Below are 4,747 nucleotides of genomic sequence, written 5' to 3'. Positions count from 1 at the left end.
TTTTTATTATAAAATCATGAGGGAACAAGTTTAAAAGGTTTTTATCTATTTTGTCAACATTTACTACGCTACCATCTCTATCAACAAGTCTGAACATTTTTGAATATGCGTTAAGGAGATCTTGTTCTGTTATTTTTTTAGTTTCTACAAGATAACTTACTATATCTATATCTTTATTTTTTAAATCCTGAACAATGGAATCATCTATGAGCCCTTCATTTTGTAAAAATCTTAAAAATCTTAAGTTTCTTTCTGTATCTATCATACTCTAAATTGATTATAAGAGATTTTTAATAGATGGCTATAAAGTATTTTTAGTACCTCTTTATAATCTTCTTTTTCTTCTTCGCTTATTATATCCATTTTGTGTTCTAACTCTCTGGTAAATTCTTCAGATACCAAATAAGAAAGCTCTTTACTTTGTTTTAGAAAGTTATATACTTCTATGCCTAGCTTAGTGGGTATAAGCCTTGATTTTTTCTCTATTACATACTTTCTTTCTAAAAGCCTAGAAATTATTATGGAGTATGTGGATGGTCTTCCTATGCCTTTTTCTTTCATTTCTTTAACAAGCTCTCCTTGCGTGTATAACGGTGCCTTAGGGACAGCTATTAGCTCTTTTTCTTCTACTTCAAAAGTATTGATAGGTTTATCGTTATTTTCTCTTACCTGTGTTGTATTAATTGGTATAAATATGTTCCAACCGTCTTCTAAAATTTTGTCAACAACTTCCAATTCTTTTTCAAGATAGCTCTGCCACGGTTCACAAGTCTGCCACGATTTACAGGTCTGAGATTTAGTTGAACTTGCTGATACTGATAGAGTTTTTTGTAATACTTTTACTGGTCTTGTTTGAGATGCCATAAATCTGTTAAATATAAGCTGGTAAAGTTTTATATGCTTTTTTGTAATCTGCTGTGTAAATAAATTTTGATAGCCGTAATTTTGGTTGATTGAAAAAGATTCTATATCCTCTGGGGTCATACTTTTGGTAGGTCTTATGCATTCGTGGGTTCCTTCTTTTCCCCAAGCTCTTGGTTTAAAATACTCCTTTCCAAGCTTTTCTTCTATAAAGCTTTTTGCTATTGAGATTCCTACTTCCGATACATGAGTAGAGTCGGTTCTATGATAGGTTATATATCCCATTTCGAAGAGATTTTGGGCAATTTCCATTGCCTCTTTTACAGAAAATCTTAGTTTGTCAGAAGCGTCTTTTAAAAGCGTATCCGTGGTATAAGGTGCAGGTGGCTCTAGAAAACGCTCCTCTTGTTTTGTAGTTTTTATAGTTATATATTTTATGTTTTCGTAATAGGTTTTTGCCTTTGTTTTGTCTTCAATGTCAAAATCTATTTTTATATTTTCAGCTTTTAGGAAAAGTTTAAAAATTTTTGCTTTATGTAAGTTGTATCTTTCTATAATCCAACCAAGCACGGGGGTTTGCACTCTGCCAGCGGAAAGCCAATTTTTGCCGAAATGTTTCTGTATTAGCTTTGAATATTCAAAACCAACCCATCTATCGGATACTCTTCTTAAAATTTGGGCTTTTACAAGGGATTCTTTTATATCCCTTGGGTTTTCTATTGCATTCGCAATGGCTTTTTTTGTAACTTCATGAAATTCCATACGTTTTATATCTTTACAAAAAGCCGATAGCATCTCTTTTAAATCCCAAGCTATTTTCTCGCCTTCGGTATCAGGGTCAGTGGCTATTAACACTTTTTCTATTTCGATACCTGCTAATCTTAAGCTTTTAACTATGTTATCTTTACCTTCTATGGTTTCATATATTGGTATTATATGGTCATCTTTTATCAAAACACCGTCAAAACCTTCGTTTTTAACAAGGTCAAGTATATGTCCTATAGAAGCTGTAATGATCATATAGTTTTTATCCGTAGAAAACTCCATAAACGCTACGTTGTTTAAAATTCTTCTAGCTGGTTTTCCAAAAAATGAAGATATTGTTTTTGCCTTTGTGGGAGATTCTACTATCACCAAGGTGGGTTTTATTACATCTTTTTGGTTTAGTATCTTTTCCTTTTTCATAAAAGCTCTTAAATTTTCTCTGTCTTGGTCTATCGCTTTTAATATGCTTTTTATATCAATATCCTTTATGTTTTCAAATTTGATATCTCCAAGCCAAAGAAGTTTTTTCTTCAAAGATTCAAAACTTGCCTTATCGTCTACCAACACGACTGAAAGACCTTTGCTTATTCCACCGGCGTAAAGCCTTGATGTTCTACCGCTTGCTTGAATGTATCCAGTTACGTCTGGAATCAGTATATAATATTTATCATTTTGCTTTTTGAGGGTTATATCTTTTGAGTTTTCTATTTTTTCTATAATATCTTTTTGGCTAAGAAACTCTTTAGCCTTTTGTTTTAGGTTTTTTAAAACTTCGTTTTCTTCTTTAACATACCTATATTTGTTTAGTTTTTCTATAAGCTCCGATATTGTTTGATAGTGCTCTGTGTTTATAAAAATATTTTTTATAGATAAAAGCGCCATAACAATATGGTTTATGTTTGTCTCAAGGCTAAGGGGTATCTCGATTTTTGGAACCCCGTAAAATATAGCATACCTTATAACGTGTGGAAGGTCTATTCCTCTTGCCAGCGGATTTCTGTAAGATGCTATGCCTACCAAAACATCTATATCGCCGTTCTCGTAGGCTTTTATGTCATCTTCTTTTATATCTTCGTAAGATACCGCTCTTATGTGGTTTTTGTTTAAGGTTTCTATTATTTCTTTTATTGCATCTTTTCCTTTTTCTGCGGATAAGAATACAAGCCCGCCTTTACCAAAGGTATTTATGTATTTTACTAGTGTTTGATAATTAAGCTTGTAGTTTGGTGGTTCATAAAAAGCGTCTGTTATATTTCTAAGGTAATAAGTTGGTGTGGATAGTTCAAAGCCTAGTAGCTCTTTGAAGGCTAACACTCGTTTTGATTTTGGTTTAGACGTAGCCGAAGCTAATACCAATACAGTTTTTGGTTTGTTGGTGCTAAGATAGTCTGCTATCTCTTGGGAAAGAGCTTTTAGTTTTTCTTCGTTTTTTCTAAAAGAAGACTTTAATTTTAAAAGCTCAAAAGTTTTGTTGATGATATCTTTTTCAAAACCCATTATATGTAGAAGTTTGTCTATATTTTTTGCGGTTTTTAAAAATGAGTCTATATCATCTACAAATATAAAATCAAAATCCCTTGGTATGAGTTCCTCGTTTTTGTATAAAAACATGTTTGTGGTGATTAGTATTTTGTAGTTTTTAGCTTTTAGTAAAGATTTATCTTTTTTGGCATCTAGTCCAAAAATTAATATGTCTTCTTCTTTAACTCCAAAAGACAAAAGTCTGTCAAAGGTTTGTTTTAATAAGAGCTTTGTTGGTAGCAATAAGTAGGATTTTTTGTTTTTTGTGGATAAAAACGCCGCTAAAGAAATTCCAAAGGATGATTTTCCTATGCCGGTGGGAGCTATAAGCGAAAAAGATTCCTTTAAAAATACCCTTTTTGCCCATGTTTTTTGAAGAGCCCAGGGTTTTAGATTGGTATATTTATAGAAATACTCTTCCCACAAGCTTAATTCTTTCTCTATATCGCAATGCTCTTTTAAAAACCCCTCTTTCAGCGCATCACATACGTTTTCGCTTTCTTCTTTTAAACATTTTTCGCAAGGCAAACCTTTTGCGAGTCTATAAGAGGATATATCGCCTCCACAGTTTGGGCATAAGTTTTTAAATATTGCTTCTATCATCTATATTTCTATCTGAGCTATAAACCCTAAGTTTCTTCCGAAACCGTTGTAATCAAGGCCGTACCCCACCACAAACTTATCTTCTATTTCAAAGCCTACATAATCTGCCTTTATGTCCACTTCTCTTCTGGATGGTTTATCAAGAAGCACGCATATCTTAAGGCTTTTTGGGTGTTTTGATAAGATTAGCTCTTTTACCTTACTAAGCGTTTTGCCAGTGTCCAATATATCGTCTACTAAGATTACATCCTTGTCTTTTATATCCAAACTAATATCGCACAATACGTTAAGATTTGAGGATTTGTCTCCTACGTATGAGCTTACTTTCATAAAATCAACAAACACATTTTTTTGTATATGTCTTGATAAATCGCTTACAAACATAAATGCACCGTTTAGAAGCCCAACTATATAAACCTCTTCGTAATCTTTTTCTATAGTCTTTGATAGTTCTATGACCCTTTTTTGTAAATCAAAGCTGTTTATAATAGGTCTTACTTTCATCATTTTCTAGCCTCTTTTTCAGTATTTAACATTTTACCATAATTTGTGATATAATTTAAGACTACGTTTTTGTAGCTTTTAAAAGCTATAAAACTTGAAAATTTTTTTAAGAAATGTTATAATGTAATATTTAGTAGGTAGGAGAGATAGCCAAGCGGCCAACGGCAAGGGACTGTAAATCCCTCGGGCTTCGCCCTTCGCAGGTTCGAATCCTGCTCTCTCCACCATTTTAGCGGATGTAGCTCAATGGTAGAGCAGCTGCCTTCCAAGCAGCAGGTTGCGGGTTCGAGTCCCGTCGTCCGCTTTTGTTTTTAGCCCTGGTAGCTCAGTCGGTAGAGCACACCCTTGGTAAGGGTGAGGTCGCCGGTTCAAGTCCGGTCTAGGGCTTTTAAAAATTTTTTTGGGGGTTTAGCGTTTTATGGCAAAGGAAAAGTTTGTTAGAGAGAAAGAGCACATCAACGTAGGTACCATAGGTCACGTTGACCATGGTAAA

2 protein-coding genes, 3 tRNA genes and 1 pseudogene are annotated in these 4,747 nt (G+C 33.5%); 3 read left to right on the top strand and 3 right to left on the bottom strand.

Annotated elements, in window-relative coordinates:
• From ACP5S8_RS07740 to hpt, 3 genes and pseudogenes are all read right to left on the bottom strand, one after another.
• A pseudogene (locus tag ACP5S8_RS07740) lies at window positions 1–265 on the bottom strand (type II/IV secretion system protein); the annotation flags it as partial.
• Window positions 262–3,750 carry a reverse gyrase gene (gene rgy, locus ACP5S8_RS07735; protein ID WP_461876374.1) on the bottom strand — a complete coding sequence of 1,163 codons (3,489 nt, stop codon included), beginning with the start codon at window positions 3,748–3,750 and terminating at the stop codon, window positions 262–264. The pseudogene ACP5S8_RS07740 and the gene rgy, both read right to left, overlap by 4 nt.
• On the bottom strand, window positions 3,751–4,254 hold the full coding sequence (gene hpt, locus ACP5S8_RS07730) for a hypoxanthine phosphoribosyltransferase (protein WP_461869971.1): 504 nt from the start codon (window positions 4,252–4,254) through the stop codon (window positions 3,751–3,753).
• Between the two features lie 140 nt (window positions 4,255–4,394).
• Here hpt and ACP5S8_RS07725 point away from each other — a divergent pair.
• From ACP5S8_RS07725 to ACP5S8_RS07715, 3 genes are all read left to right on the top strand, one after another.
• Window positions 4,395–4,481, top strand: a tRNA-Tyr gene (locus ACP5S8_RS07725).
• Between the two features lie 5 nt (window positions 4,482–4,486).
• Window positions 4,487–4,558: transfer RNA gene (locus ACP5S8_RS07720), tRNA-Gly, on the top strand.
• Between the two features lie 10 nt (window positions 4,559–4,568).
• Window positions 4,569–4,641 (top strand) — tRNA-Thr (locus ACP5S8_RS07715).
• The last annotated feature ends 106 nt before the right edge of the window (window positions 4,642–4,747 follow it).

This window comes from Hydrogenobaculum sp. (assembly GCF_049967395.1).
Taxonomy (GTDB): Bacteria; Aquificota; Aquificia; order Aquificales; family Aquificaceae; genus Hydrogenobaculum.
This window is presented reverse-complemented; position numbering and strand designations above follow the sequence as displayed.